Source organism: Desulfobotulus sapovorans DSM 2055 (assembly GCF_059569355.1).
In genome coordinates, this window is the sequence record NZ_JCANVJ010000011.1 from 25,677 (window position 1) to 49,968 (window position 24,292).

The 24,292-nt window shown below is 52.0% G+C and carries 22 protein-coding genes; 16 read left to right on the forward strand and 6 right to left on the reverse strand.

What is annotated here, in order from left to right; all coding sequences use genetic code 11:
• Positions 1-420: 420 nt before the first annotated feature.
• From BR04_RS09460 to BR04_RS09530, 15 genes are all read left to right on the forward strand, one after another.
• Complete coding sequence (locus BR04_RS09460) at positions 421-3,231, forward strand: type I restriction endonuclease subunit R (protein WP_496355757.1); 2,811 nt, start codon at positions 421-423, stop codon at positions 3,229-3,231.
• A gap of 120 nt (positions 3,232-3,351) precedes the next feature.
• Positions 3,352-3,609, forward strand: coding sequence for a KilA-N domain-containing protein (locus BR04_RS09465; RefSeq protein ID WP_496355758.1), 258 nt, complete (start codon positions 3,352-3,354; stop codon positions 3,607-3,609).
• Positions 3,610-3,614: 5 nt separating this feature from the next.
• Positions 3,615-5,333 (forward strand): type I restriction-modification system subunit M, encoded by a 1,719-nt coding sequence (locus tag BR04_RS09470; RefSeq protein ID WP_496355759.1) that lies wholly within the window; start codon positions 3,615-3,617, stop codon positions 5,331-5,333.
• The gene (locus tag BR04_RS09475) at positions 5,330-6,370 is read left to right on the forward strand and encodes a PDDEXK nuclease domain-containing protein (RefSeq protein ID WP_496355760.1); all 1,041 of its coding nucleotides are present in this window, start codon (positions 5,330-5,332) and stop codon (positions 6,368-6,370) included. Before BR04_RS09470 ends, BR04_RS09475 begins: the two co-directional genes overlap by 4 nt.
• Positions 6,367-7,986: a restriction endonuclease subunit S gene (locus BR04_RS09480; protein WP_496355761.1), complete on the forward strand. Its 1,620-nt coding sequence runs from the start codon at positions 6,367-6,369 to the stop codon at positions 7,984-7,986. Before BR04_RS09475 ends, BR04_RS09480 begins: the two co-directional genes overlap by 4 nt.
• 6 nt (positions 7,987-7,992) lie before the next feature.
• The gene (locus BR04_RS09485; RefSeq protein ID WP_496355762.1) at positions 7,993-9,864 is read left to right on the forward strand and encodes a restriction system-associated AAA family ATPase; all 1,872 of its coding nucleotides are present in this window, start codon (positions 7,993-7,995) and stop codon (positions 9,862-9,864) included.
• Complete coding sequence (locus BR04_RS09490) at positions 9,864-10,949, forward strand: HNH endonuclease (protein ID WP_496355763.1); 1,086 nt, start codon at positions 9,864-9,866, stop codon at positions 10,947-10,949. Before BR04_RS09485 ends, BR04_RS09490 begins: the two co-directional genes overlap by 1 nt.
• A 121-nt stretch (positions 10,950-11,070) precedes the next feature.
• Positions 11,071-11,211: a hypothetical protein gene (locus BR04_RS09495; protein ID WP_496355764.1), complete on the forward strand. Its 141-nt coding sequence runs from the start codon at positions 11,071-11,073 to the stop codon at positions 11,209-11,211.
• A gap of 14 nt (positions 11,212-11,225) precedes the next feature.
• Positions 11,226-11,477, forward strand: a complete 252-nt coding sequence (locus BR04_RS09500; RefSeq protein WP_496355765.1) for a hypothetical protein — start codon at positions 11,226-11,228, stop codon at positions 11,475-11,477.
• A gap of 73 nt (positions 11,478-11,550) precedes the next feature.
• A complete protein-coding gene (locus BR04_RS09505) occupies positions 11,551-12,432 on the forward strand; it encodes an alpha/beta fold hydrolase (protein ID WP_496355766.1) in 882 nt (293 codons plus the stop codon).
• An 85-nt stretch (positions 12,433-12,517) separates the two neighbouring features.
• A complete protein-coding gene (locus tag BR04_RS09510; protein WP_496355767.1) occupies positions 12,518-12,949 on the forward strand; it encodes an STAS domain-containing protein in 432 nt (143 codons plus the stop codon).
• Between the two features lie 513 nt (positions 12,950-13,462).
• On the forward strand, positions 13,463-13,798 hold the full coding sequence (locus BR04_RS09515) for a cupin domain-containing protein (RefSeq protein ID WP_496355768.1): 336 nt from the start codon (positions 13,463-13,465) through the stop codon (positions 13,796-13,798).
• Complete coding sequence (locus BR04_RS09520; RefSeq protein ID WP_496355769.1) at positions 13,795-14,421, forward strand: class I SAM-dependent methyltransferase; 627 nt, start codon at positions 13,795-13,797, stop codon at positions 14,419-14,421. Before BR04_RS09515 ends, BR04_RS09520 begins: the two co-directional genes overlap by 4 nt.
• A 26-nt stretch (positions 14,422-14,447) precedes the next feature.
• Positions 14,448-15,887 carry a transporter substrate-binding domain-containing diguanylate cyclase gene (locus BR04_RS09525; RefSeq protein WP_496355770.1) on the forward strand — a complete coding sequence of 480 codons (1,440 nt, stop codon included), beginning with the start codon at positions 14,448-14,450 and terminating at the stop codon, positions 15,885-15,887.
• Positions 15,888-16,042: 155 nt separating this feature from the next.
• Positions 16,043-16,777 (forward strand): response regulator, encoded by a 735-nt coding sequence (locus tag BR04_RS09530; protein WP_496355771.1) that lies wholly within the window; start codon positions 16,043-16,045, stop codon positions 16,775-16,777.
• Positions 16,778-16,817: 40 nt separating this feature from the next.
• On the opposite strand, the gene BR04_RS09535 is transcribed toward BR04_RS09530, so the two are convergent.
• The 6 genes from BR04_RS09535 to BR04_RS09560 form a co-directional block, all read right to left on the reverse strand.
• Positions 16,818-17,894: a lipase secretion chaperone gene (locus BR04_RS09535; RefSeq protein WP_496355772.1), complete on the reverse strand. Its 1,077-nt coding sequence runs from the start codon at positions 17,892-17,894 to the stop codon at positions 16,818-16,820.
• A 60-nt stretch (positions 17,895-17,954) separates the two neighbouring features.
• A complete protein-coding gene (locus tag BR04_RS09540; RefSeq protein ID WP_496355773.1) occupies positions 17,955-18,833 on the reverse strand; it encodes an esterase/lipase family protein in 879 nt (292 codons plus the stop codon).
• Between the two features lie 50 nt (positions 18,834-18,883).
• Entirely contained in the window at positions 18,884-19,645 is a 762-nt protein-coding gene (locus BR04_RS09545; protein WP_496355774.1) for a substrate-binding periplasmic protein, read from the reverse strand.
• Between the two features lie 169 nt (positions 19,646-19,814).
• Positions 19,815-20,852: an SMP-30/gluconolactonase/LRE family protein gene (locus BR04_RS09550; protein ID WP_496355775.1), complete on the reverse strand. Its 1,038-nt coding sequence runs from the start codon at positions 20,850-20,852 to the stop codon at positions 19,815-19,817.
• Positions 20,853-21,067: 215 nt separating this feature from the next.
• The gene (locus BR04_RS09555) at positions 21,068-21,805 is read right to left on the reverse strand and encodes a substrate-binding periplasmic protein (RefSeq protein WP_496355776.1); all 738 of its coding nucleotides are present in this window, start codon (positions 21,803-21,805) and stop codon (positions 21,068-21,070) included.
• 188 nt (positions 21,806-21,993) lie between these two features.
• A complete protein-coding gene (locus BR04_RS09560) occupies positions 21,994-22,875 on the reverse strand; it encodes an esterase/lipase family protein (RefSeq protein WP_496355777.1) in 882 nt (293 codons plus the stop codon).
• Positions 22,876-23,288: 413 nt separating this feature from the next.
• Here BR04_RS09560 and BR04_RS09565 point away from each other — a divergent pair, with 413 nt between their 5' ends.
• Positions 23,289-24,254 (forward strand): DUF2860 family protein, encoded by a 966-nt coding sequence (locus tag BR04_RS09565; protein ID WP_496355778.1) that lies wholly within the window; start codon positions 23,289-23,291, stop codon positions 24,252-24,254.
• Positions 24,255-24,292: the final 38 nt, after the last annotated feature.

Consider the following 24,292-nt stretch of genomic DNA (forward strand, 5'->3'; position numbering starts at 1 on the left):
ACTCCCTTGGGGAAAGACCTGCATTTCAGGATTTGAAAGAAGAAATCGCCATGAACCGGCAGTACGGCGATGAATACGGCTATGCCTGCCTGCTGCTTCAAAAAAGCCCCCTTGCCTGAGCGTCCTCTGAGGCGTAAAAAAAGGGGCGAAACGCGATTTACCCCTGAAACCCCACAAAGCAGAACTGTTTTTCTCTGCCTGTTTCCATGGCTCTTGCTTGCCGGGTGTCGGCAGGATGTGTTGGAATATCCAAAAATAGTTTGCCTGATTTCCGCTTTCCACATGTGCTGCCACCTGCTATGCCGATAGACGTAATATAGTGAGCAAAGGACGTTCACTCGCTGTAGTGAATAGGTGCCCCTCCAAAAAGGCAATTCGGGGCCTTTTATGTGCAGATGAAAGAACAGGGGAAATTGAAGCATGACCAGGACTGAGGCCCAAACCCGCTCTGAGCTGATTGACAGCCAGCTCGCCCAATCAGGCTGGAACGTCAAAGATCCTGCCCAGGTCATTGAGGAGTTCGACATCCTGACTCCGCTTCCTGTGGGTATTGCCGAACCACGTACCCCCTACGAAGGTCACCAGTTCAGTGACTATGTATTGCTCGGCAAGGATCGCAAGCCCCTGGCCGTGGTCGAAGCCAAAAAATCAAGCAAGGATGCTGCGCTGGGACGTGAACAGGCCAAGCAATACTGCTACAACATCCAGAAACAACTGGGCGGTGAGCTGCCATTCTGCTTCTACACCAACGGGCACGAAATCTATTTCTGGGATCTGGACAACTATCCGCCGCGCAAGATTGTCGGCTTTCCCACACGGGATGACCTTGAGCGCTTTCAGTATATCCGCCGCAACCGCAAGCCACTGACCCAGGAGCTGATTAACACGGACATTGCGGGCCGCGATTATCAGATTCGGGCCATTCGCTCCGTGCTGGAAGCCATCGAGCAGAAAAAACGTGATTTTCTTCTGGTGATGGCCACCGGAACCGGCAAGACCCGCACCTGTATCGCCATGGTCGATGCCCTCATGCGTGCCGGTCACGCCGAAAAGGTGCTGTTTCTGGTTGACCGCATTGCCCTGCGCGAACAGGCGCTGGCCGCATTCAAGGAGCATCTGCCCCACGAGCCGCGCTGGCCCAACACAGGTGAGAAGCTCATTGCCAAGGATCGCCGCATCTATGTCTCGACCTATCCCACCATGCTCAACATCATCCGGGACGGGTTGCAACAGCTGTCTCCGCATTTTTTTGATTTCATTGTGGTCGATGAAAGCCACCGATCCATCTACAACACCTACAAAGAGGTGCTGGACTATTTCAAGACCCTTACCCTGGGCCTCACCGCCACGCCAACCGACATCATCGACCACAACACCTTTCAGCTCTTCCACTGTGAAGACGGCCTCCCCACCTTCGCCTACACCTTTGAAGAGGCGGTCAACAACGTGCCGCCCTATCTGTGCAGTTTCCAGGTGATGAAGATCCAGACCCGCTTCCAGATGGAGGGCATCAGCAAGCGCACCATATCGCTGGAAGACCAGAAAAAGATGATTCTGGAAGGCAAGGAAGTCGAGGAAATCAATTTCGAGGGTTCGCAGCTGGAAAAGCAGGTGATCAACAAGGGTACCAACGCCCGCATTGTCAAAGAATTCATGGAGGAGTGCATCAAAGACCCAAACGGTGTGCTCCCCGGTAAAACAATTTTCTTCTGTTCAACCAAGGCCCATGCCCGACGTATCGAAGGGATCTTCGACACGCTCTTTCCCCAATACAAAGGGGAGCTGGCCAAGGTTCTGGTCTCGGAAGACCCGCGCGTCTATGGCAAGGGCGGCCTGCTCGACCAGTTCACCAACAATGACATGCCCCGCGTTGCCATCAGCGTTGACATGCTCGACACCGGCATCGACATCCGTGAAATCGTCAATCTGGTCTTTGTCAAGCCGGTTTACTCCTACACCAAATTCTGGCAAATGATCGGGCGCGGTACCCGTTTGCTGGAGACCAGCAAGCCCAAGCCCTGGTGTACGGAAAAAGAGGTCTTCCTCATCCTCGACTGCTGGGACAACTTCGAATACTTCAAACTGCAACCCAAGGGCAAGGAACTGAAGCCCCAGCTGCCCCTGCCGGTGCGGTTGGTGGGATTACGGCTGGATAAAATCGAAAAGGCCATCGATCTTGCGCAGACAACCATTGCCGAACGAGAAATAGCCAAACTGCGCCAGCAGATCCACGAGCTGCCACAAAACTCCGTCATCATCAGGGAGGCCGCCGCCGCACTGGCCCGGATAAGCGAAGAAAATTTCTGGATCACCCTGAATCACCAGCGGCTGGAATTTTTACGAAACGAAATCAAGCCCCTCTTTCGCACCGTATCCGAGGCCGACTTCAAAGCCATGCGTTTCGAGCGGGATTTGCTGGAATACACGCTGGCCAGACTGTGCGAAGAAAAGGAAAAGGCCAAAACCCTCAAGGAGGGTATCGTCGGGCAGATCAGCGAGCTGCCACTCTCGATCAGCTTTGTCAAAGCCGAAGAGGCCTTGATCCGTGGCGCCCAGACCCAGCACTACTGGGCGAGAACGGATGCCGCTGGTCTGGAAGATGCCCTTGATGAGCTGAACACCCGTCTCGGCCCCCTGATGAAATTCCGCGAGCAACAGTCCCCCTCCGGCCCCATACACCTTGATCTCACCGATGTGCTGCACCATAAAGAATGGGTGGAGTTCGGGCCACAGCATGAATCGGTCAGCATCAGCCGTTACCGTGAGATGGTCGAGGCCATGATCGCAGAGCTGACGGCACACAATCCCATATTGCAAAAAATTAAAACCGGAGAAGAGGTCTCACCCCTTGAGGCCAGCCAGCTTGCCGAGCTGCTCCACGCAGAGCACCCGCACATCACCGAAGACCTGCTGCGCCAGATCTACAAAAACCGCAAGGCCCGCTTCATCCAGTTCATCCGCCACATCCTCGGCATTGAGATTCTGAAGAGTTTTCCAGAAACGGTCAGCAAAGCCTTTGATCAGTTCATCCAGCAGCACACGAATCTCTCCAGCCGCCAGCTGGAGTTCCTTAACCTGCTCAAGGACTTCATCATCGAACGTGAAAAGATCGAGAAGAAAGACCTCATCAATGCCCCCTTCACGGTCATTCACCCCCAGGGGATTCGGGGTGTGTTCAGCCCGTCGGAGATCAATGAAATCCTGCAACTCACCGAGCGTCTGGCGGCCTGATGAATAGGAACTGAGAAAGACACGAAAAGCACATAATGGTCTGGGATCAATTTCCTGATGTCACGAAATTGATCATGGATTTTTATCCCATCGAATTCGAGACGGTTGAATGGAGAGGTCATGAAGCAGAACTCTAAAATATCGGTCAAAGGAACAGAGATAACGGTCTATTCGGATGGCGATTTGGATTTCATTTCCCTGACCGATATGCTCCGTGCCAAGGACGGAGATTTCTTTATCTCGGACTGGCTGCGGAACCGGAATACCGTGGAGTTCCTCGGCATCTGGGAACAGGTGCATAACCCGGACTTTAATTATGGCGAATTTGCCACAATTAAAAGTCAAGCCGGACAAAAACGTCAAGCAGTTGAAGGATAAATAGCATGCTGCAAAACAACCCCGAACTCAAAAGCAAGATCGGCCAGCTCTGGGACAAATTCTGGTCGGGCGGCATCTCCAACCCGCTCACGGCCATAGAACAGATCACCTACCTCCTGTTCATGAAACGGCTCGATGATCTGGATCAGAAGAAACAGGGCGATGCCGAGTGGACCGGCGAGGCCTACACCTCCAGGTTCGAAGGGCAATGGATACCGCCCGAATACCGCGCCAAAGCAAGGGAAGACGACACCCAAAAAGAAACGGCCAAACGTCAGGCCGATGCCAAAATGTATGAAATCGACAAGCACAGCTTACGCTGGAGCGAGTTCAGGCACATGCAGGCCGAGGAAATGCTGCAACATGTGCAGGGCAAGGTTTTTCCCTTTCTCAAGGACATGAACGGCACCGCAAGCAACTTCACTCACCACATGAAAAACGCCGTGTTCATCATCCCTAAACCTTCCCTCTTAGTGGAGGCGGTGAAGACCATCGACGAGATTTTCGAAATTATGGGGAAGGACTCGCAGGAGAAGGGACAGGCCTTTCAGGATATTCAGGGGGATGTTTATGAAATGCTCCTTTCCGAAATCGCTACGGCGGGCAAAAACGGCCAGTTCCGCACCCCGCGCCATATCATAAAGCTGATGACCGATCTGGTGCGGCCCCAACTCGGCCACCGCATCGCAGACCCGGCCTGTGGTTCCGGCGGCTTTCTCCTCGGAGCCTATCAGTACATCGTCACCCAACTGGCCATCAAGGCGGGAACCAGTGACCTGAAGCCCGATGAAGACGGTTTTGTTCGAACCTCCGTTGCAGCCGCCTTCGACGAAAAAAGGCAGGCCATTCTGCAAGCCTCGCTCTACGGATATGACATCGACAGCACCATGGTACGCCTGGGGCTGATGAACCTGATGATGCACGGCATCGACGAACCCAGGATCGACTACAGGGACACCCTTTCCAAGGGTTATCTGGAAGAAGCCGAATACGACATCGTCATGGCCAATCCCCCCTTTACCGGCAGCATCGATAAGGGCGACATCAACGAAAACCTGCAACTTTCCACCACCAAGACCGAGCTGCTCTTTGTCGAGAACATCTACCGCCTGCTCAAAAAGGGCGGCACCGCCTGTGTCATCGTGCCGCAAGGGGTACTCTTCGGTTCCGGCACCGCATTCAAAACCCTGCGCCGGATGCTGGTGGAACGCTGCGACCTCAAGGCGGTCATCACCATGCCCAGCGGTGTTTTCAAACCCTACGCCGGGGTCAGCACCGCCATCCTTCTTTTCACCAAGGTCTGGGGGCCAAAGGACAAGGTGACCCAGGCGGCCACGGAGCATGTCTGGTTTTATGAGATGCAGGCAGACGGCTATTCCCTGGATGACAAGCGCAGCAAGCAGGAAGGACATGGGGACTTGCAGGATATTGTTTCCCGCTTCCATGCCCGCACTCCCGAAACCGATACCGACCGTACGCAAAAATGGTTTATGGTGCCCCGTGCCGACATCGAGACCGAGGGGTATGACCTGTCCCTAAGCCGGTACAAGGAGGATGTGTTTGAAGAGGTTACGTATGAAAAGCCGGGGGTGATTCTGGAGCGCTTGCTGGTGGCGGAGCTGGGGGAAGATTTTGTAAGCCACGAAACCCATAAAAAGGTTTTGGAAAGTGTTGAGGGTGGGATTGTGCGGGAACTGCTGGAACTGAGGGAGATGATCGGATGAGCAGTAGCCTACAAAACAGCTTTCCCGATTCCCGTGCAGGAAATCTGCTTCAAGATCTGAAATCCCTGATTGATCAGGGCCGGAAGCAGGCGGTTTCCGCGGTTAACAGTGCGGTAAGCATCACTTACTGGCATGTGGGCAAACGCATCAATGAAGAGGTGTTGCACGGAGAGCGGGCGGAATACGGCAAGCAGGTGGTGGTGTCACTGGCCGGGGAGCTGGCCGCGCTCTATGGCAAGAGTTTTGAGGCGAAAAATCTGCGGCGGATGATGCAGTTTGCTGAGGTTTTTCCAGATCTTGAGATTGTCGTTCCACTGGCGCGACAATTGAGCTGGTCGCATTTTTTGGCCTTGATACCGCTTAAATCGGAGGAGGCCCGAATCTTTTATGCCCGTTCAGCCAGTGAATCCGGCTGGAGTAAGCGGGAGCTGCGGCATCAAATGGAGCGCAAGGCCTTTGAACGCTCCGAAATTGCCGATACAAAACGATCCCTGGCCGAGGCGGAGCATCTGAACGGCAGCTTCAAAGATCCTTACTTTCTCGATTTTCTGGGACTGAAAGAGGGGTATCTGGAAAATGAGCTGGAGACCGCCCTTCTCAAGGAGCTGGAGCTTTTCATTCTGGAACTGGGTAAAGGTTTTGCCTTTGTGGAACGCCAGAAACGGATGATTATTGACGGCGAGGATTTTTACCTTGATCTGCTCTTCTTTCACCGGAAGCTGAGGCGACTGGTGGCGGTGGAATTGAAAATCGACCGCTTCAAAGCCGCCTTCAAGGGCCAGATGGAACTCTATCTCAACTGGCTTAACAAATACGAACGGCAAAACGGCGAAGAAGCCCCCATTGGACTGATCCTCTGTGCGGAAGCAGGCACCGAACAGGTGGAGCTGCTCAACATGCAGAAAGACAATATCCTGGTGGCCGAATACTGGACGGAACTGCCTCCCAAAAAACTGCTGGAAGAAAAACTGCACAATGCCTTGATTGAGGTGCGGGAGCGGCTGGCAGAACGGAAACAGATCCGAGGTGGGGAATGAAGAAAATGAATCATTTAACCATTCCACAGCTAATTGGCGAAAAAGGCATCTTCACCGATGGAGACTGGGTTGAGAGTAAAGACCAAGACCCTGGTGGAAGCGTCAGGTTAATTCAACTTGCGGACATTGGAGATGGTCTTTTCTTAAATAAATCAAACCGCAGATTAACAAAAGAAAAGGCGCTTCAGTTACGTTGTACCTTTTTAAGAAAAGGCGACATTCTAATAGCGAGGATGCCAGACCCGCTAGGAAGATGTTGCATTTTCCCTAAATTAGATGATGAGTGCGTAACAGTTGTCGATGTGTGCATTGTTAGAATTTCTGATCCTAACCATCACCCTCAATTTATCAGCCGTATAATCAACTCTCATGAATTAAGAAAACAAATTGAACGACAAACTACCGGTACTACTAGAAAAAGAATTTCCAGGGGAAATTTGAGCAAGATTAAAATCCCCCTCCCGCCGCTCGACGACCAAAAGCGCATTGCCCATCTGCTCGGCAAGGTGGAAGGGCTGATTGCCCTGCGCAAACAGCACCTGCAACAACTCGACGACCTCCTCAAAAGCGTCTTTCTGGAGATGTTCGGCCATTTTCTAAAGGATGGTAGCAACTCAACGTTAGCCGATTGCCTTAAGATTCAGCAAGGTTTTGCTTTTAAGAGCTCTGAGTTTATTGAAGACGGTGTCCCAATTATTAAAATTGGCACTGTGAACAAAGGGTTCTTTGATTACTCCACTCTCTCATTCATAGCTAAAGGTTATCCTGAAAAAATTCGTCGTTATGAGATTATTCCAGGTGATTTACTCATTTCCTTAACGGGAACTGTTGGTAAAGATGATTACGGGAATACTTGCTTTGTCCCCAACAATTCCATCCATCAAAAATACCTGTTAAATCAGCGTGTTGGCAAACTAACATGTGATAAAAAGGTGGTGAACCCATTCTTTATTAATGCGTTCATGACATTGCCAGAAGTTAAGTCTGCCTTGATAAAACAGAATCGAGGCATTCGCCAGGCGAATTTAAGTAATTTGGATATATATAAAATTACTCTATCAATTCCACCTCTCGACCTCCAAAACCAATTCGCCGCCATTGTCGAAAAGGTCGAAGGGCTCAAGTCCCGTTACCAGCAAAGCCTGAGCGATCTGGAAACCCTCTATGGCGCACTGAGTCAGAAGGCGTTCAAGGGAGAGCTGGATCTGTCGGGTGTGCCGCTGCCAGAGGAAGATCCTACTGTAATCATTGAAGAGGTGGAAGATCAGAAACAGGAAATTGCCGACATGAAGAATATCGAATTGCCGACCCCGGATGCGAACTGGATCATCACCGAAAAAAAACGACATGCACAAATGGGGATTTGGTTTGATGCCTACCTGAAGCAGCTTAAAACCGGAGATGCCCCATCTCTGGATACTTTTGTTCAGTTGTTGGAAGATAAGTTTTACGAACTGGAGGGTGAGTATGCTGCCGCCGGGCTGATGAAATATGATCAGGCCAAAGAGTGGCTGTTCAAGGCCATTGCTGACGGGCGTATTGAGCAGACCCGTAATCCGATTGAAATAGACGGCAAGCCGGAGCTCGGGAACCAGATCATCCTGAAAAAGGTGTGATACCCCATGAAACTCCTGCTCCTCAAAATTACTGATCCGAAAGGCTTCCGCAGCCTGCAGCCGGGGTTTGAGTATCAATTCCGTACGGAATGGCAACTGCAGGAGGAGCAGAGCTTTGCTCCCTTTGTCTGTGCCGGGCCCAACGGCAGCGGAAAGTCCAACCTGCTGGAGGCCCTTGCGGCGATTTTTTACCAGTTGGAAATCCTGCGTGTCCGGCGCAGTTTTTTGCCGGTCATCTTTTTCTTTAATGAAACGGATCCTTTTACGCGTGGCATCAAGGATGGCGAAGGCACACCCAATGCTTTTCAGCTAGAATATCTGATCCGCCCTCCGAAGGGTACGCAGTTTCCTATGAGCTTTTCGGTCCGCTTTGAAACCGACCTCCCGTGGATTCATGTGCGCATCATCAAGCAAATGAATGAATCGCCCCGCATCGAATGGGTCAATAAAGCTGAATTTTATGCCGAAGGCGAAGGTTCGTTAACGTCCGATGAGCGCGACATTCTGCTGCCCGATTTTGTGCTGGGTTATTCCTCCGGTGAAAACCAGATCCTGAGCCTGCCGTTTTTCAAAATGCGGTTTGTTCAGTACGACGAGTATTGGCAGAAGCTGAAAGACCGATTAGACTATCCTGGTCGCCCCGAAACACGGATGGCATATCTGGACAATGAATTCAGTCAGGCAATTCTGCTCTGCAACCTCCTGTTTCAAGATGCGGAATCCCTTGCGCCCTTTCGCGAAGACATCGGCATAGAAGAGCTCAAGGAGTTCCGCATCATCATCCGGCGCAGCATCCCGTTGGACGAGTCGCATCTATCCGAGTTCGATCCACTGACGGAAGACGAAAAATCGGCACGGGCTAATCGCATACGGTCAGAGTACAAGAACGAGAGTAACGAACGTCAGCAGGAACGAATCAGCGATGAAATTATCCGCGTTCATGACGTGCTGGAGACAACCGAGAGCATGTTCGGCGGCAGCTCGTTACGTCTAAATCTGATTGAACGGCTGGATGGTGATGAGAAGTCCAAAAACATTATTCCTCGCCTGCAACGGTGCGCCACCTGTTCCTATCTGGATGAAAGCACGGGTACACTTTATCTCGACTACTTTGTCAATGATGCGACCCGAGAGGCCTTTCGTGAAAACTTCAGCAATGATCCGCTGGAACTCTTTCAGGCCTTCCAGGTGTTGCTTACACTCAATCTTTTCTCGGTCAGCGAAAACCTTAAAAGTGACCTCTACCAATCAGAGAGCCACTACGTGAGTGAGACCGTGCCGACCCTGGCCTCGGACGAGCGCATCATGCGCTTCAAGTTCGTCAAGTTCCGCAAGACCGACGTGGCTGAGCCGGTGATGCTCAAAAACCTTTCCGATGGCGAACATCAGCTACTGCACACCCTTGGCCTCTGCCTGCTGTTCAAAAACACCCAGAGCCTGTTTCTGCTCGACGAGCCGGAGACCCATTTCAACCCCGACTGGCGCGCCAACTTCGTCACCCGCCTGCGCCAGAGTTTCAATGGCAGTGACGGCCAGGAGATGCTGGTTACCACCCACACCCCGTTTCTGATCTCCGACAGCCGACCGGAAAAGGTGCTCGTCTTCAGCAAAGATAAGGAAACAGGCGGGGTCAGCGTTACAACCCCCGACTATAACACCCTGGGTGCATCCATCAATAAGATCACCATGGCGACCTTCGGCAAACGCGAGACCATCGGTGGTCATGCCCTGGCCATGCTGGAGAGCCTGCGGAAGCGTTTTGAGCAAGGCGAGGACAAGGAGCAGCTCATCACCGAGATCAACCGCCAGCTCGGAGACTCGGTGGAAAAAATCCTGCTCATCAAGACCATTCTCGACAGCATGGAGGGCAAGGACTGATGCTGTTCGCCTACACCTATGTTCCCCATACGATGGAAAAGATGCAGGAATTCATTGATTTCATTTTTTTCGAGGTGTGGTGTAAAGCGCCGGGCAATGGCGACTTTCGGCTTGAACTCTTCAATACCAATGCCGAACTCAAGGATGTGATGCAGGCCTTTTACTACGGGGATACGAAAGGCGGAGATTTTTTTTATGGCCAAGTGGAACGGATTTACAGCCTGTTTGCCCCATTAATCCCGGCGCAGATAGATCAGCTCAAACAGTGGTATCTGGCCAACAACGACATGGAAAAAGTCTGTGCCAATGATCCGGCAATCCAAATCGCGCGATATACCGATATCACAGTCATCCATCCTGACCTGAGCGATCAACTGGCTTTATTTTTTAAAGGACTCTATTCCCAGCAACTCCTCGATCTGAAGGCACTGCGGGAAAAGATTGGCCAGATTGATGAGCACTACAAGGCATTCATACAATTGAATTCCACTGGCAAATGTCCGTTCTGCGGCCTCGGTGACATCAAGGGGGTGCATCACACCAGACGCGAGGCCTATGATCACTACCTGCCCAAGGCGCTCTATCCCTTCAATTCGATCAATTTCCGCAACCTCGCCCCGGCATGCCATGAGTGCAACAGCGCCTACAAACTCAGCAAAGACCCAGCATACAATACCGCCGGACGGCGCAAGGCTTTCTATCCTTATGCGACCAATGCCCACGGTATCGAAATTACTATCGACCTCAACACCCCGGATGTTGATCGCCTGACACGCGCCGACATTCAACTCACCTTCGGCCCGGCTGCCGTCCATGAGGAGATCGAGACCTGGAAAGAGGTGTATGGCATCGATGAGCGTTACAAAGCAAAATGCTGCGACAGTGATGCCAAGGACTGGCTGGAGCAGATTCGCATTCTCCGTGATACCCATGGTGTCACCCCCGAAAACTCGCTTGCCACCGCTCAGCAACAGACCGCAAAAGCGCCGGTTGCCAACAGCAACTTTTTAAAACTGGCTTTCCTCGAAGGCTGCCAGCGAGCCGGTCTGTTTGATGCGATTGCAATAGAGGAAGCCGCACCATGACCTCTTACCGTATGCCCGAGACAATCATCCTTATCGAACAGACACCTTCTGTATGGAATGTTTGCACACTGGGGCATTACACGGCATGGCTTGCGTTCTTTCAAACAGCAGAGGGGGCCATATGAAATATCAGCCACCCTACACCATCACCCCGTTGGTTGTGACTCTGGCCGCCAAGATCGGCAAGGCCATCGGAAGACTGACCATACTCACCGATCAGGCGAAAGTCTTGCGGCTGCGGCAAAGCCGATACAGCCCTTAGCCTTGCGGGTGTGCATGCGCCGCCTTGGAGACCGGTGTTCTCAGGCAGAAAAGGCCGGATACCGGGTTGTGGACGCTTCCCTCCTGCCCCGGCAGGACTGGCAGGATTTCTACGATGACATGGAAAAAGTCCTCCTTGATCTGGAAGACTCCCTTGGGGAAAGACCTGCATTTCAGGATTTGAAAGAAGAAATCGCCATGAACCGGCAGTACGGCGATGAATACGGCTATGCCTGCCTGCTGGTTCAAAAAAAAGCCCTTGCCTGAGCGTTCTCTCAGGCTTAAGAAAAGGGACAAAATGACCTTTGTCCCTGCAACCCCACAACAAGGAAAACAGAGCATGAAATCCGCATCCGTAAAAGCCTTTACCTGCTGGCTTTTTCTTCTCCTTTTCATCGTCGCGGCCAGCCCGGCCGCAGCCCAGTGGCCCCGGATGACACCCTCCAAAGACGGTGTGCCCATTTCCTATGAGGTGTACGGAAAGGGAGAGCCCACCCTGGTTTTTGTCCACGGATGGAGCTGTGATGCCCGCTACTGGCAGAAACAGATTGACCATTTTTCAAAAAATAACCGCATGGTGCTTCTGGATCTGGCAGGCCACGGTCACTCGGGCATGGGCCGGAGTACGTACACCATGAAGGCCTTTGGCGAAGACGTGAAAGCGGTGGTGGAAGCGGTGGGAAGCCAGAAGGTAATTCTCATCGGACACTCCATGGGTGGCCCCGTCATCGCCGAGGCGGCGCGCCTCATGCCCGGTCGTGTGCTGGGGCTTATTGGCGTGGACACCTTTGACAACGTGGCCCATCCCCTCACCCCTGAAATCATGGCCGGGATGGTCAGCCCCCTGGAAGAGGATTTTCAGGCCGGAAGCCGTCAGTTTGTCGCGCCCATGTTTGTCCCCGCCACCCCGGCACCGCTCCGGGAATGGATTCTCAGCGACATGGCTGCCGCCCCTCCCACCGTGGCCCTCAGTGCCTTAAAGGAAATGATGGGGCTTTTCATCACCGGGGAGTCCGCCGCCATCTTCAAAGAAGTCCGCCTTCCCGTCATGGCCGTCAATGCCGACCTCTGGCCCATTGATATTGAAAATAATCGTAAGCACATGGCGTCCTTTGAGGCCACCGTCATCCAGGGAACCGATCATTTTCTCATGCTGGCAAGGCCAGAGGTCTTCAACCCCGCTCTGGAAGAAGCTGTGAAAAAAATGCTGAAGAGAAACTAACCCCCGAAAGCCAGCTCCGGATCGGGCAGACGGCAGCATCCGGCGCTCAACGAAAAAAAGCACCCCCTTTTGAAAGGAGAACAGCATGAACAGACCCCGTTTTTTGCTCGCTGTGACCTTTCTGGTCACCCTGCTGCTGGTCAGCAGCCTGATCACCGTCAACAGGGCCTGCGCCGCATCCATCCAGCCGGAAAAACGGGGGAAGGTTGTCATTTTACATCTATCCGGAAGATTCACCATCGGTGAAGGAGATCTTCAGTTCCGTCACGCCGTGTATGATCATTTCGATCAGGGCTTCTTCAATATCGTGGTAGATCTCGGAAATGTCACCCGCGTTGACGCCTCCATGATCGGAGAGCTGGTATCGGGCTATACCTCAGCGACACACCGGGACGGCAAACTTGTTCTGTGCAATCTTCCCGCCAAAATACACGAGATCCTGCAAATCACTAAATTGATAACCGTTTTTGAAACTTTTGACAGCATCGACGCCGCTGTGGCCTCTTTTAAGCATTGAGTTTTCTGATTATCATCTTGTTTCAGTTATCGTTCCCATGCTCCAGCGTGGGAACGCCCTGCCGGGCGCTCCTGCGCCCAAGGCCAGTATCCTCGGGAATTCCTTTTCTGGGAAATGGGCAGCGTCGAAGCGCCGGGATGATCCAGTCCAAAACATGGAGTGTTTCCGGTTTCTGGACTTCCTACAGGCTTTGGGGGGCATGACAGTGTTCCGGGACTCAAGACGCTGGAGCGTCTTCAGATGCATTCCCACGCTGGAGCGTGGGAACGATGAGTTCAGGAAGCGGAACAACCGGAACAGTTTGAGGCTGCCGCAGGCCTCGGTTACCGGATCGTGCGTCTGGACAGTGTCGCGAGGCTCGCATCCGCGCTGCGGCTTTACAGAAATTGCGGATTTCAGGAAATTGAACCTTACTGTTTTAATCCCTACCCAGATGCCGTATTTATGGAGTACAGAATATCCTGACATAGAAAAAGTCCCATGGTTTCATCTGCAAAACAGACCGGAGGAAGTATGGCAGCCGAAATTTTTCCTGATCCCATCCGAAATCTTCCCCAGGCGGATATCCCGCTGAACGGCGTCACAGCATACCTGTCCCAGTCCGACGCCCATCAGATTCTTTTCATGCAGTTTGATAAGGACACGGATCTGCCCGAGCATCACCATGCTGCCCAGGTGGGCATTGTTCTGGAAGGAAAAATAGAACTTGTCATGGATGGCATCCGGCAGACTTTCACGAAAGGAGACCGCTATCACATTCCAGCAGGGGTCAGACATTCCGGAAAAATATACGCTGGTTACGCGGACATAACCTTTTTCAGTGAACCCGACAGGTATGGTACAAAATGAACATCCTGCTCGGCATCGGGCTGCTTATGCTCTTCAGTTTTCCCGTCTGGCGTCTGGCCTCCCGCCGCAAAAATCTCCCCTGCCCCGTATGGCTGGGCTGGCTTGTGGAAATGGATAACCCCTTCACCCGAACCCACCGGGCGGAAACCATCCTCTCCCGTCTGGACATCCGTCCGGGAATGCTTGTGGCGGATGTGGGCTGCGGCCCCGGTCGCCTTACCCTGCCCCTTGCCCGGAAAGTGGGAAAAGAAGGCCATGTGGTCGCCATGGATATTCAGCAAGGTATGCTGGACAGGACACGGCTGAAGGCAGCAGCGGAAGGGCTTGACAACATCACATTTCTCAGGGCCGGTGCAGGCTCCGAAGCCCTTGCAGGCTGTCACTTCGATCGTATTCTTCTGGTGACGGTACTCGGAGAGATTCCGGATCCGAAACCGGCCCTTGCGGAAATGTATAAAGCCCTCAGGCCGGACGGCCTTCTTTCCGTGACAGAAATTATCTTTGATCCCCATTTCCAGAGAAAAAAGACCGTCATCCGCCTTGCGGAAAGCATGGGGTTCAAGGAGCGGGCCTTTTACGGAAACGCCATTGCCTATACCCTGCATCTTGAAAAATCCGCGTAAAACACTGAAACAGGAGGGAGTACAACATGAAAAAAGCGATGTTCATCCGTGTTGTTTTACTCTGCCTTGCTGCTCTCCCCCTTCTTTCAGAAAAGAGTTTCGGCCTGGAGTTATCCCCTGAAGACCAGATCTGGCTGCAAGAGATTCCTCCCCTGCGGTTCAGCGAGGTGGACTGGCAACCTCTTTCTTACACCTCAGACTATCCTGTTTATAAAGGCCTCATTGCCGACTACCTCGACATTCTCAGCAGCAGCACCGGCATCAGGATGGACTTTATCCTGAGCGAAACCTGGCAGGAGGTGCTGGACAGATTTAAAGACAAAGAAATTGATCTCATACCCGCCCTGGCCCTGGAAGATGATGTAAAAACCGAAGTACTTTTCACCGATCCCTATGTTTCCTTTCCCCTGGTCATCGTCACAGGGCCGGACAGGGAATTCATCGCCTACACCCATGAGCTGGAAGGAAAAAAAGTGGGCGTGGGCAAGGGCTATACAAGCCACAATTTTATGAGAAACACCTATCCGGCCATCGAACTGATCACCACAGCCAATGTAACGGAAGGCCTCCACCTGCTCAGCCAGGGCAAAATTGATGCCTTTGTCGGGCACCTTGCCGTTGTCATGGATGCCATCAGAAGATCCGGTCTTGATCTCCGTATCGCAGGAAAAACGGAATATGTGTTTGAACACCGCATGGGCCTTCCACCGGAACATGCCCACACCGTTGCCATTTTCAATAAGGTTTTTAAAGGAATCTCCCCGGAAGAGCACAACCGGATCTACAACAAATGGATCAGAATCAAAATGGACCGGACGAATTATGCCCTGATATGGAAAATTCTGGCAGGAACCAGTCTTCTGATCTTCATCATTGCCTGCTGGAACAGAAAACTTTCCAGTGAAAAAAACCGCATCGAGCAACTGGTTCATGACCTGAATATTCTGAAAATGCAGCTGGAAGAAAAAAACAGCGAACTGAACAGGCTGGCCGTCACAGACCAGCTTACCGGGCTTTACAACCGTCTCAAACTGGACGAAACCTTTCAGTATGAAGCGGATCGCTCGGGAAAATCCGGACACACATTCGGCATCATCCTCATGGACATTGATTACTTCAAAGACATCAATGACCGATATGGACATCAGACAGGAGACAACGTTCTGGTCTGTATTTCACAGCTGATTCTGTCCAATATCCGAAAAACCGATATCCTTGGAAGATGGGGGGGAGAGGAGTTTCTGATCATCTGCCCGGAAAGCAGTGAGGAAGGCATCCTGAGGCTCGCTGAAAAGCTGAAATACACCATTGAAAACCATATTTTCCCGGAAATTCAGACATGCACAGCAAGCTTTGGAGTCGCTCTTTATCAAAAAAATGAAGATATCGCAGGCCTCATGAAAAGAGCGGATGAGGCACTGTACATGGCAAAAAATACGGGCAGAAACAAAGTCATATTAAAGTAATCCCCTGACCTCACTCCCTCCCCCCAAAAAGACGGCTCAAAAAGGCAGGGCTCCATCCGGAAAGCTCAGCGGCTCAAGTCAGCGACAAGCCTCCCTTTTCAGGGATGGAGACAGGCCCTTTCCACAAAATCCACTCTCTGCATAAGGAAAGCCCCGTGGAGATTTCATCCCATCCCCTTCCATCCTGTTCCACACAACAACGTATCTTCATTGTGGAAGATGATACCCGTCTTGCCACCCTCATCAGCGAATATCTTACCCTCAACGGATACGATACCCTGGTGATTCCGAGGGGTGATCTCGCCGCAAAAAAAATTCCGGAAGAAAATCCGGATCTGGTCATTCTGGATCTCATGCTCCCCGGCCAGGACGGACTGAGCGTCTGCCGGGAAATACGGCGGGAGTATCAGGGGCCTGTTCTTATTCTCACGGCTCGGGAAGAGGATATGGACGAAGTGGCGGGTCTGGAGCTGGGGGCGGACGATTATGTGAAAAAACCCGTGGTTCCCAGGGTGCTTCTGGCGCGTATCCGCGCCCTGCTGCGAAGAACCGGCCCGTCCCCAACCCCCGCAAAGGAACTGTCCTGCCTCACCTTTGGCAGCCTGCGCATTGATCCTGCCGCACGCAGCGTAGTCCTGAAAAACACCCCCATTGAGCTGAGTACCCTGGAATTCAGCCTGCTCAGCATTCTGGCCGGTCAGGCCGGTGAGGTGCTGAGCCGGGAAACCCTTCTCGCCGAACTTCGGGGGGTTGCCTACGATGGCATGGATCGTTCCGTAGACATGTATATCTCAAGGCTGCGCAAAAAACTGGGAGACGACGGGGCAAAACCCTGTCGCATCAAGACCGTATGGGGAGAAGGCTACCTTTTTGTCAAGGATGCCTGGTAAGCCTGTTCTCCCCACACTTCCGGATCAAAAGGCGGTTTTTTTATTCTTTCTGTGCCCCGGAACTCATACGCTCCTGCAAAGCCGCCGCAATGCGTTCCCGCCTGCGCACGGATTCCGCATCTTCTCCGAAATACCGGGTCTGCAAGGCCGCAACCTCCCGCTCTTTTGCTTCGGCATTCAGACCGGTATCCCGGCTGATCTCAGCCCGCTGGCTTTTGTAGGCTTCGTCTCTTTTCCGATCCGCCTCAATGCGTTGCTCCACCGCTTCCATTCTGGCAACCGCATCTGCGGGAAGGGCTTCCAGCCTCAGGGCACGAATCCGCTCCTGTCTTTCCGCATCAGAAGCCATATGGGCCAGATCCCGTTTATGCACATCCAGCAGTTCACGGTAACGCTGATACGCATTCCCGGAAACAGGGGGCCCGTCCTCCCGTTCTGCCCGATACGCCGCATCCAGCTCCTCAAGCGCCTGCAATTTTTCACTGGAAGCCATATCCGGGTCTGACACAATCTCCACCCGTTCCATGCGATACCGGCTTTCCGCCATCTCACGGCCAAAAAGCCATTCCGTATGGGACTCTCCCAGATAGGCGATGCGGAAATTCCGGATATCCTCCCAAAAGGCCAGACGCGCTTCCCGGGTTCGGGGAAAGGCCTGTATGGCAAGGTAATCCGCCAGTTCCATTTCACTTTTAATATAGGATGCATAGACAGCCAGAATGGCTTCCGCACTTTCCGCATCATACTGTGCAAACAGCCAGGCCCGCACCGCATCCATATGGGCCACCAGATCCGTCACCTGGCCGAACTCCTGGGTCAGCCAGGCAAAAAGGGCACGTACATCCTCCCCCTTTTCCCGGGCCATGAGATCTGCAATCAGATCCCTGCTTTCCGTATTCTTTTTTTCCAGAACCACAGGGGCAGACCGCTCGGGCAACGGCAAGGCCTTTGCTGTCAGCGGATCAGCCGGAGCATCTCTGAAGGAGGATCCCTGCAAAGCAGGAAGTTTTCCCCCAAAAATTCTGTCCTGAGAGTAAAGAGACAGCACAAAGCCAGCAAGCAGAACCAGCAGCATTCCCCAGATCCAGCGGGACGGACGATAAAGTGCTCCCATCATGTTTACCCCCCCGGCCTCCCTTCCCGCCCCGGAACAGGGGGCAGGGAAGGAGGCAGCTTATCAGAACCCTCTGGTTTTCAGATCGGCGGCAATGTCTTTATAAAACTGCGGCGCATTGAAGCCCGGCGTAATCCCCAGAAACATCCCTACGATATTCAGGTGATCGCAGCCCGGAGAATACCAGGCCGCCTGCTGTACGCCTCTGAAATTGCCCCATTTGGCACTTTCCACACTGACAAGACCGTCATTTGGCCCTTCAAGACCCAGCATGATGAGCCAGGGTACCTGCATCAGCACACTGGGGGCTCCCCACTTGGCCTTGGCGGCCCAGCTCTGATAGTAAAGCCCCGCCACATCCGGAGTATTGGGGTTAAAGTGGTTCCTGACGATATCCGTGGTGACATCCCAGCCATTGGCAAGACTGTCGGGATTCTCATCCCCCATAATGAGGGCATAGATCATATTCATGGCTCCCCCCACCAGCCCGTGCAGTTCTCCCGGAACCCCGGTCATAATCATATCGGCCAGTCTGCTGCCCTGATGGGGCCCTGCGATACTGGTGTGGCTGGCCACAAAGGGAGCAAGCCCCAGATTGCTGATGGCATAGCGGGAATAGAGGGTTCCGTGGGAATGACCGATAATATTGACCTTCTCCGCTCCGGATGCCGCCAGAATCTCAAGAACCTGATCCCTGAAATCCATGGCTTTCGCTTCCGTGGAGTCCATGCCGTTGACAGAGGTCACATAGACCTCAACCCCTGCACGCTCCAGGGCTTTGGGAATGTCTCCCCAATAATCCATGATACCGACAATTTTCGCAGACGCCCCCATGCCATGGGCCAGCACCAGAGGATACCGGGTGTCATATTTTGCGTGCGCACCCGACATGAAGACACAAAGCAGAAAGACTGCGGTCAGCAGTACGGACTTTCGATACATGGCATGTTCCTCCGTTTACGTGTTTTTTGTTGTTCTGTCAGAAGACAAATTTAAAATGTTGTGTATTTTTGAATAATTTTATCGATGATGCCTTCCTTTCTCAGTTGCATCAAAACCTGGCTGTAGTCTTCCGCCAGTTTTTTATGGGATGGGCCTTTGGCCTTGGAAAACCCAATATAAAGAGGTTCATCGCTTACGGTAAAATCCAGTTTTTTAAACTGCCCAGTCAGACCCAGTTCTTTGACCTTGTATGCAAAAACATATTCGTTCACAGGTGTGGCGTCAAAACGGTTGCCTGCTGCCGCCATTTTAATCAGCTGCTCAATGTGGGCGACTTCATGACGTGTTATGTTTGGATATGCATCAAATTCCTTTCCGTAGGCACTTTCCCTTACAATTCCAATCTTCCACCCCGCAATGTCCTCCAGGCTTTTTGCTTCCTTTGTACTGTTTTTATGGGTGATAAGAATATTTTTTTCATTCGCCAGAGGCTCTCCGGGATAATAGAGAAAGGCTTCCCGTTCAGGTGTTTTGAACAGGGAAAATATCGTGTCAACCTCTCCGGTTTTAACCATCTCCAGGGCTCTCGCCCAGGGGTAGAATCGAATATCCGCTTTAATTCCCAACCTTTCCGATGCAATCTGAATAATCTCAATATGCATCCCCATGGGAATTCCGTCTGCCGTATACTCATAGGGTGGATATTCTTCCACAGCCATTACAAGGGTTCCGGCAGCGAAAACCTTACCCGAAAAGAGCAACACCCCAAAAAGCACTGCCATCTGTACGGTTTTTTTTATCTCTTTTCCCATGGTTCCTCCTCAAAAGAGTAAACGTATCGCGGCAGAATGTCAGTTCTCACATAAACGTTGCAGATATGCACAAAGACACAAGGAGTAAGGCACAGATAGCGTACCCTGGGGATGGAAAGTGTACAGAAAACGAAGGCCTGCCCCCAAAAAACAGGGAGGCCTTCATCCATCAGAGATCCATACCGGACAAGCGGTTACCGATGTTCGAACTATGGTCAAACATGATGCCCTTTTCCGTAATCAGGAGGGAGCCTGCATCAAAATCGAGTCCCTTGCCCACGGCAACGGAGGAGGGAAAGGAAAAGAGTCCTTTTCTTGTCTCGTCCACCACAAGACCGCTGTTCCCCCTGTCTGCGATAAACACAACGGAACCGCCCATAAAATCCGCAACCGCCACACCATCCTGATTCTTATGACGGCATGTGGCAAGGTCATCAAAAAGTCCGGCCCGCTGGTGCAGGGTGACGAGATTCTCCGGTGCACCGCTCTCAGGATGGATGCTCACCCGCCTGACCCTGGCGCTCTGGAAGGAACCTGCCACAAAGTCCGTGAAATAGATGTCCCTCCCCCGGATGGCCATGCCATTGGGAGAAAAAATGCCGTCAGAGCGACGCAGCCACGGGCTGCGCTCCAGGGAAACCGTATGATCCGGATGATGGGTGACCTTGACCCGGACAATCTGGCCCATGGGCAGGTAGGTGGAATCGGCAATGTACAGAAAGCCCTGTGCATCTGCCACCATACCATTGGGAATCAGAAACTCATTGAGCGTATCTGCCACATGAAAACTGCGGTCTGCATCCCTGAGATCCATCCACAGCAGTTCTTTGGAGAGAAACAGGTTGGTAAAATAGGCAAAAAGATAGCCGGGATCTGACAGCAGGGCCTGAAGACTGAGAGATTCCGGAAAAAATCCATAGGAAGAGCGCAGGGCGTACAGATAATCCCCCACCTGGGCCATACCCGTAAAATTGCCGCCTTCCGCTGTCAGGGCTTCCTTCCGGTAATCCCCGCTGGCCTCCCGGGTCACTTCATAGATGTTGGTACCTCCAGTGACAAAAAGACGGCCCGTATCCGTAAAAAAGATATTTTCCGCATCGGGAATACCCGTCTCAATATCATAGACCTTGCAACCGGAAAGCATCAGGGTACACAAAAGGAAGATCAGAATGAAGGGGCTGGGGATACTCCGTGAAATCCGAACCATTTTACAAAAATCCTTTCAGAACAAAAATTCTCCGTTCATCCGGCAGAATACAAAGGATACTCATCGTCGTTTTTACCGATTAGCACCTTGCTTCAGCATGGCAACAATGACTTCATGCATAAAAATAACGTTTACGCATGTTTTTATCTCTCATTGGAATGGTCTATTATGGCTGAACAGGGCAGAAATCAGAAAAATACGACATCATAGAACCCTTACCTGAATTGCTGGAGCACCCTCTCTTCTGCTTTTTTGATGAGTGTATCCAGCTCGCCGCTCTCCTTCATCTTTCGAATGACCGCATCCACACGCTGAACCAACTCTTTGTTTTTTTTATGGATGTAATGATAAAGTTCCAGCACGGCAAGGGGTTTTTCAACGGGTACAATATCCTTTTCCAACCCAAGCTGCTTAAGAGCCAGCACTCCGTCGACTGTGTTGGTAAGGGCTACATCAGCACGTTCATTCTCAAGAAAACGCATCATCTGCTCTGTTGAGTTGATATCATGAACATTCTCTCTGGGAAGACCCGCTGTGATATTATTGGTATGGATGACACCCCGGACTTTTACATTTTTGTATTTCCCCAGATCTTCTTTGGATTTAATTTCGACACCGCTGCCTTTTTTGATAAAAGCCATCGTTTCAAGATAGTAATATGGTGTTGGAACACGAATCATGGTGGGATTTGCTTCTCCGTAAGTATAAATCCGCATGATTTCTCCATCCTTTGTACCAGAAGTGGCTTCCTCCTGCGCCCGTTTACCCGGCATGGGCGAAATACTGACCTGAATATCCATTTTTTTGTATATTTCAGGGATAATAATGCGGCCTATTTCCTGTTCGATGAGTTTTTCAATACTCACGAAATGGTACTCTTCTGCTAGTGAAACACTTGTTATAAAAACACAAATCATAAAAAAAACTATAAAAAAAATCTTTTTTTTTGCCATACATCCCCCCCATAAAAAACTAAGTATTTTATTAAAAAAACAAACGCTTATGCCAAAAATATTACTAAGATAGCCTGTCAGAAAATGTCACTTTTTTGACTTTTAACGAGACTATCAAACTTAAAAAAACCCTCCAGATCCAAAAACCTGAAGGGTCGTTTTCCCCTGTCAAAAATGCCGTTACAAGATCAGAAGCCCCGGTTCTTAAGATCTGCCACAATATTTTTATAGAAGGCAGGAGCATTAAAGCCCGGAGTGGCCCCAAAAAGATGCCCGATGATATTGATGTGGTCACATCCTGCGGAATACCAGGCCGCCTGCTCTACCCCCCTGAAATTGCCCCATTTGGCACTTTCCACACCGACAAGACCATCATTGGCCCCTTCCTGGGTCAGCATGATGAGCCAGGGGGCCTGCAAGACCACGCTGGGAGCCGCCCATTTGGCCTTACCCGCCCAGCTCTGATAATAAATCCCGGCCATGTTCGGCGTATTGGGATTGAAGTCATTCTTCATGAAATCCGTCATCAGGCTGAACCCGTTGCCCAGGGTGTCCGGATTGGTATCTCCAAAGATCCAGGCATAAACAAAGTCAAGGGATCCCGCCAGAAGACCGACAATGCTTTGCGGAGCGTTCATGATCAGATCCGCCAGCGCACTCCCCTGGTGCGGACTGGCAATACTGGTATGGCTGGCAACAAAGGGGGCCAGCCCCAGATGGGTGATGGCATAGCGGGAATAAATCCCCCCATGGGAATGACCGATAATATTGACCTTTGAAGCACCGGACACAGCAAGAATATTCAGTACCTGATTCCTGAAATCAATGGCCTTGGCTTCCGTGGTATCCATACCGTTCACGGAGGTCACATAGACCTCAACGCCTGCACGCTCCAGAGCAGCAGGAATCCCCCACCAGTAATCCACAAGACCAATAATTTCAGCGGATGCCGCCATTCCATGGGCCAGCACCACAGGGTACCGGGTGTCATAGGCTGCATGTACACTTGCGGTGAAAGCACAAAACAAAAAGGATACGGCCAGGGTCAACACTACCAGTCTTCGCTGCATGACAAGCTCCTCTCATTCCAGTTTTGTTTTCCGGTAAAAGACACTTTTCCCGCACCCCGCAATGTGACCGTGGAGGAGGCTCTCGCAGCAGAACACAGGGCAGATATCACATTGCAAAACCGGTGTTGCGGGCAAAAAACAACGTTCACGAATAAGGGCAACCTATAGAAGCCTGCCTGATATGTCAAGCATAAAAATGCCTTTCCCCCTGTCCACGCATGGGGGTGGGATGGGATGCATCTCCTTAAAATCAAAGGGATTCACCCAAAACAATGCAGGCCAGGGGAGAGACCATGGCCGCCGGAAGCCCATCATACTCTGTTACAATTGCTTACACATTCAAAACAGATCAAAGGGCCGAAAGCTGCTAGAAAAACGCCAGCACATCACCCCTTACCCCCCTGGGAGACCCCATGGAAAAAACGATCCTTCTCTGCGCTTTCCTTGCCCTGCTGTATACCCCCCTCCCTGCCTCTGCCAGCCAGGACAATCAGGCAGCCTCCAGGACCGGGTTTTCTGCAAACCTCTTTCTCGGAGGCGGCTGGGTCACGGGGAAGTCAAGCGGTCTGGAAGCAGAATCCGGCAAAACCCGCCTTGCAGGCTGGGATCAGGCACAGAAAACCATCGCCTCCATGGTTCCCATGGGCGAAGCGTTCCTGCGCTACACCTTTGCCACAGGCACCACCCTGAGCGCCGGAAGCGGGGCGACCTCCGGAGGTTCCCCCACCCTTGGCATTTCCCAGGAAATTTCCGGACTGGGTACCCTGGGAATCCTTGGCAGCATGGGATCCTCGGATGTCTGGAAAAACCCTTATCTCCTGGATACGAACCGGCTCAAAACCCCTCAGAGGAAAAAAACCCTGGGGCTTTTTTTCGAGAACATTCTGGAAACCGGCCTTGACCTCCATTACAAAAGCACCTGGACTCATGTGAAGGACGACCTCATTGGCAGGGAAAAACAGGATCTCCTCAGGAAAGGAAACACCCACGACCTCCAGCTTGGCTTTGGTCTTCCTCTGGGCGAACAGCATGTTCTCTCACCGGGTCTCAGATATGAGCGGGGAAATTTTGCAGGAAAAAGCAACAGCTACGAGGCCTTTGGCGCAGACCTGGCTCTCACCCGGATGATGGAGGGCTGGATGCTGACCCTCAGCCTGGGCGGTCTCGTAAAAAATTTTGAAAAAACACACCCCGTATTCGCTAACGTCCGAAAGGAAAAAGAAGGCTCTGCCACCCTCACCCTCACCGTTCCCGAACCCATGGGGTACAAAAAAATCACGCTGATGGTGATACTGGCGCACAACAGCGTACAGGCCAACCACGCGTTTTTTGACAGCCGAAGCACCTTTGCAGGCACCGGTCTTGGCTATGCCTTTTAATGCGGACTCTGCACCATTTATGCAGACGTATTCCGGGA